This is a genomic window from Thermoleptolyngbya sp. M55_K2018_002, from assembly GCF_015295965.1.
GTDB classification, from domain to species: Bacteria; Cyanobacteriota; Cyanobacteriia; order Elainellales; family Elainellaceae; genus Thermoleptolyngbya; species Thermoleptolyngbya sichuanensis.
The window spans coordinates 1-4,692 of the sequence record NZ_DVEA01000061.1; the positions used below are offsets into that span (position 1 = coordinate 1).

4 protein-coding genes are annotated in these 4,692 nt (G+C 56.8%); 1 reads left to right on the forward strand and 3 read right to left on the reverse strand.

The window, feature by feature from the left end; all coding sequences use genetic code 11:
* Positions 1-51 precede the first annotated feature (51 nt).
* Positions 52-729 carry a class I SAM-dependent methyltransferase gene (locus IGS51_RS02965; protein WP_297075697.1) on the reverse strand — a complete coding sequence of 226 codons (678 nt, stop codon included), beginning with the start codon at positions 727-729 and terminating at the stop codon, positions 52-54.
* Between the two features lie 54 nt (positions 730-783).
* Complete coding sequence (gene argC, locus IGS51_RS02970) at positions 784-1,848, reverse strand: N-acetyl-gamma-glutamyl-phosphate reductase (RefSeq protein ID WP_297075700.1); 1,065 nt, start codon at positions 1,846-1,848, stop codon at positions 784-786.
* 744 nt (positions 1,849-2,592) lie between these two features.
* Between argC and ribBA the strand changes: the two genes are divergently transcribed.
* Entirely contained in the window at positions 2,593-4,323 is a 1,731-nt protein-coding gene (gene ribBA / locus IGS51_RS02975; RefSeq protein WP_297075703.1) for a bifunctional 3,4-dihydroxy-2-butanone-4-phosphate synthase/GTP cyclohydrolase II, read from the forward strand.
* Between the two features lie 3 nt (positions 4,324-4,326).
* Here the strand turns inward: ribBA and IGS51_RS02980 are convergent.
* A partial coding sequence (locus IGS51_RS02980) for an endonuclease/exonuclease/phosphatase family protein (protein ID WP_297075705.1) occupies positions 4,327-4,692 on the reverse strand: 366 nt, incomplete at its 5' end.

Consider the following 4,692-nt stretch of genomic DNA (forward strand, 5'->3'; position numbering starts at 1 on the left):
TGGGTTTAGCCTCAAACAATTGAAGGCTATTTTTAGAATGAAATAGCCCTGTCATCTTAAATGAGTCATTGTAAGGACGGCAATCACTGGAGACAGCAACAACGCCATATTTGCATTAAACTGCTGGGAAACGCCGGGTTTACGCTGGCTGAGCAGCAGATCCATCGCAATCATCAGCGCAGCCGCTCTGAAGACTCCCCCATTCCCTTCAATGTGGATGTCGCAATAACCTTGCTGCTGAACCAGTTGCTTGATACCCAGCGCAGTGTAGCGGCGATAGTCGTGCGGTTCTAAATGAACTGGACTGACATGGGGAACGCTGCCAATGAAGTAGCCACCCGGCTTGAGGATTCGAGCCATCTCACGCATCGCTTGGCTTGGATCAAGAACATGCTCAAGCACTTGATTGCACAAAACGATATCAACTTCACTATCGCCCAAAGGAATATCCTCTGCCGTCCCGACTCGCTGTTGGATCGGCCGCATTTCGCCCAGCGGCAGCGCATCTGCCAAGTCAACAACAAGGTACTCCGATGTTTTGGACGCAAAAAAGGGAAAATAGGGCGATCGCCCACCCCCCACATCCGCCAACCGCAAATTAGACCCCTCAATTTGGGACACTGTGCGCTCCAAAAATCGCCAAATGTGGCGAACATTGTGCCAATTGAAGGCAAAGCAGGTGTTGTAGGGATGAACTCCTAAAATCCAATTTGCGAGAACCTGGCGCATGGGGATAGGCTATACAACCTGAGGGAGAGCTTCCAGCAGCTACGGGCTAAAACGTCAGGGATAAAACGCCAACTGCGGCAGCCCCAGCGTTTCCTCCCAGCCCATCATCAGGTTAAGGCACTGGAGCGCCTGACCCGCCTGTCCTTTCAGCAAGTTGTCGATGGCAGACATGACGATCACGCGGCCCGTGCGCGAATCTAGTTCGATGCCGATGTAGCAGAGGTTCGTGCCGCAGGCCCACTTGGTTTGGGGATAGGTGCCGCTGGGCAACACGCGCACCCACGGCGCATTGCGGTAGAACGCAGAATAGATGGTGTGCAAGTCGTCGCGCACCAGCCCCGGATCGCGCATGGTGGCGTAAATCGTCGCCAAAATACCGCGCACCATCGGCACTAGATGCGGCGTAAACTGCACCAGCACCTCATGCCCAGCCAGGTCACTACAGACCTGCTCGATTTCGGGCGTGTGGCGATGGCGACCGCCGACGTTGTAGGCGCGGAAGGAACTGTCAGCTTCGGCCAGCAGCATGTCCACCTTGGGGGGCTGGCGACCGCCGCCGGAGGTGCCCGATTTTGCGTCGATGATGGCCGTTTCGGGAATGATCAGCCCTTGCTTGAGCAGCGGCGCAAGGCCCAGCAGGCTGGCAGTCGGATAGCAGCCGGGACAGCCGACGAGTTGGGCTTCGGCGATGCGATCGCGGTATAGCTCTGGCAGCCCGTACACCGCCCTGGGCGCAACCGCAAAATCGTCGCGATCGCCCCCATACCAGGTCTTATAGGTCTGCAAATCACTGAACCGATAGTCGGCAGACAAGTCCAGCACCTTGCAGCCCCTTTCCAGCAGGCGCGGAGCCATCTTGTAGGCGAGGCCATTTGGTAGGGAAAGAAAGACAACCTGGCAGCGATCGCCAATCGCCTCCACATCCACCGACTCCACCGACAGATTCACCCGATGCCCCAGATGGGGATAGAGTTCTGCAAACGTCTTGCCCGCCGTGCTTTCGCCACCCAGATACGCCAATTCCAGCTTGGGATGCTCCAGCAATAGCCGGACCAGTTGAATGCCGCCATAGCCCGACGCGCCCACAATGCCGACGGGAATACGTTCTGAATCACCCATGATGATTGCCCTTATACAACGCTAGCCTCAGCAGTTTTCACTTCAACAGGTTCAGCCTCAACGGCTGCAAAAATCAGGTTTAGCATTCCATCGTTCAGCATTCCGCCATTGATCGACGGGTGTATATGACGGGTGCCTATACGGATGCATCTGAGAGGTATCTGAGAGGCATCTCAAAAGATAAACCTTCAGATAAACCTCGATACCCTGCATCGCCTAATCGGGTGATGCCCAGCCCCAACCCAAAAACGAGAATCATTCAAATCGTTCAATTCAAATCGTTCAACTAGCTTACAAATTCAGAACTTACGCACTTGCGATAGGGTTTCTGGATTTTGGACAATTTTTCGCGGGCTGCGCCCGCGAAAAATTGTCCAACTGCGTAAGTCCTAAAATTCATAAATCAGTAGGTTAACCATAAAACACCCTGCCCTTTTGCGCTATCCAGAAAAACGAAAGATTTTTGGGAAATCGAGCCGCCCCGCAGAGCCAGCCTGCCTTGACCGCACCGGATTCATACTCGCTAGCATTTTTTGCCAACTGCTGCAAATAAACCTGCCCGCAGCACAAACCGCCCCCATCATAGCGCCCCGCTTGTCAATGGTTTAGCCGAAAGAGATACAATCGATTTAGCCGATCGCTTCAGAGAACTTTACATTTGAGCCTAATTTCAGCCCGACTCCACTGCTGAGACGGCCCTGTTTACCAAACTCTATTTTTTTCTCTTCAATCAGGAATTTTCTCGTGGAACCGCTTACGCCTGCCGCTACACCCGCTCAACCCGCTCCTGCATTCCAATTCGACTCGATCGAGTCTGCCCTGGCCGATCTCAAGGCAGGTCGAATGATCGTCGTGGTCGATGATGAAAACCGCGAAAACGAAGGCGATCTCGTCTGCGCTGCCCAGTTCGCTACGCCAGACATGATCAACTTTATGGCCGTGGAAGCGCGGGGGCTGATCTGTCTGGCCATGACCGGCGAACGGCTCGACCAGCTTGACCTGCCGCTGATGGTCAGCAGCTACACTGACGAAAGCGAGCAGACCGCCTTTACCGTCAGCATCGACGGGGCAACCCACCTCGGCGTAACCACAGGCATCTCCGCCGAAGACCGCGCCCGCACGATTCAAATTGCCCTGAACCCGCTAACCAAGCCAAGCGACCTGCGCCGACCCGGCCACATTTTTCCTCTGCGGGCAAAGGAAGGCGGCGTGCTGAAGCGGGCCGGTCATACGGAAGCGGGCGTAGACCTGGCGCAACTGGCGGGTCTGTATCCGGCGGGCGTGATCTGCGAAATCCAAAACCCTGATGGGTCAATGGCGCGGCTGCCAGAGTTGGTGGAATATTCCCGGCGGCACGGGCTAAAGCTGATCAGCATTGCCGACTTGATTAGCTATCGGCTCCAGCATGAGCGGTTTGTGCATCGCGAGGCGGTGGCGGATCTGCCGACGCAGTTTGGGCACTTCAAAATCTATGCCTATCGAAATCTGCTGGATAATTCCGAGCATGTGGCAATTGTCAAAGGTGATCCAGACACGTTCAAAGACCGCTCGGTGCTGGTGCGCGTGCATTCGGAATGTCTGACGGGAGATGCTCTCGGCTCTCTGCGGTGCGACTGTCGGATGCAACTCCAGGCGGCGCTGAAGATGATTGAGAACGCAGGCGCGGGCGTGGTGGTCTATCTGCGGCAGGAGGGGCGCGGCATTGGGCTGATTAACAAGCTAAAGGCCTACTCGCTGCAAGATTTGGGGCTGGACACGGTGGAGGCAAACCAGCGACTGGGGTTCCCGGCCGACCAGCGCAACTATGGCATGGGCGCACAGATTCTCAACGACATTGGCGTTCACCAGTTTTGCCTAATTACCAACAATCCGCGCAAGATTGCCGGCCTCAAGGGCTACGGGCTGGAGATGGTGAGCCGGGTGCCGCTGCTGATCGAGGCGACGCCGTTTAATGCTGATTATCTGGCGACGAAAGCAGAGAAACTGGGCCATCTGCTGCTGCAAACCTACCTGCTGACGCTGGCGATTCGCTGGGAAGACGACCCCTCGGTAACGGAGCGCTACGATCGGCTGGAGAAACTGCGCTATCTGGCCAAGGCCCACGATCTGCTGGTGCAGGAAGAGGCGCGGCCAGTGGCGATCGCCCTCTTTAACCAGTCGTCGCTGATCGTGCATCTGGGTTTTGGACAATCGCAGACCGCTAGCCCCGACTGGTTTCAGCAGCCAGAGCATCCCGCGAAACGGGCGATCGCCCAAATTCTCGACCAGGTTGCCGCCTGGCCGACTGTGCAGCAGCTAGAGTTTCTGGTGTCTGCGGGTGGCGACCCCATGACTAACTTGCAGGTGCAACTAGATCGCCAAATCTTTCGACTGAAGCGGGACGACAGCGCCGAGCCAGTGCGTCCGTCGGAGGTCTTTACAAATCTGGCAACCCAGCGGATTTATGTGTTTTCCACGCACCCGCCGACGGACTAGCGGCTAAATTTCTACATCCACCCAGACCAGGCGATGGTCGGAACTGATAATCGGATCGCCATCGCCCACCAATCGGAACAGGGGATCACCCGGAGCGGGCCAGAAAACACCCGCGCCGACGACCCGGAGATCCGTCGAGGGCAGCACGTAGTCGAGGCGGAGGCTCTGACGACCGAAGCTGGCCGTGTGGAAGCGGGTGGGGCCGGTGGCGGTGCTGGCGGCGGCGATTGCCTGTCCGCCTGCGCTACTGGGCGCGAGGTTGGCATTGATGCGGGGATGGTCGAGCAGTTGGGCGATCGCCCCCGGCATTCCGTCGCCATCGATGGGGTCGGCGTTCAGGTCGCCCATAATCACAAACGAAGCCGTGTC

Bases quoted from the DNA above. Each gene is read 5' to 3' on its own strand.
- IGS51_RS02965 (WP_297075697.1), bottom strand. From the start codon at position 729: ATGCGCCAGGTTCTCGCAAATTGGATTTTAGGAGTTCATCCCTACAAC.
- argC (WP_297075700.1), bottom strand. From the start codon at position 1,848: ATGGGTGATTCAGAACGTATTCCCGTCGGCATTGTGGGCGCGTCGGGC.